This is a genomic window from Pantoea sp. GbtcB22, from assembly GCF_019091025.1.
Classification (GTDB): domain Bacteria; phylum Pseudomonadota; class Gammaproteobacteria; order Enterobacterales; family Enterobacteriaceae; genus Pantoea; species Pantoea leporis.
On sequence record NZ_JAGXKB010001054.1, the window covers coordinates 1 to 229 of the forward strand.

The 229-nt window shown below is 55.5% G+C and carries 1 protein-coding gene; it reads right to left on the reverse strand.

Annotated features, from left to right (window positions below; genetic code table 11):
* Positions 1-229 (reverse strand): 3'-5' exonuclease (locus KVT28_RS27480; protein WP_305801856.1); only part of this gene is annotated, 229 nt, incomplete at both ends.

Here is a 229-nt window from a genome sequence, read left to right on the forward strand (position 1 = left end):
TGCAGCGCATTGCCGTTCTCGTGCCAGCTTTTGATGCGATTGACCACAAAGCGCGCTCCATCCAGCTCGTTGAATGCGCAGTAGAGTGAGATCTTTTCGCCATCGCTGCCGTCGGTCCACAGCTCTTTACCGGGGCGGCCATTGTTGTTGGCGATCAGAGTGTTCGCCGCTTTCAGAATATTGTTGGTCGAGCGATAGTTCTGCTCCAGGCCAATGGTATCCGATGCGG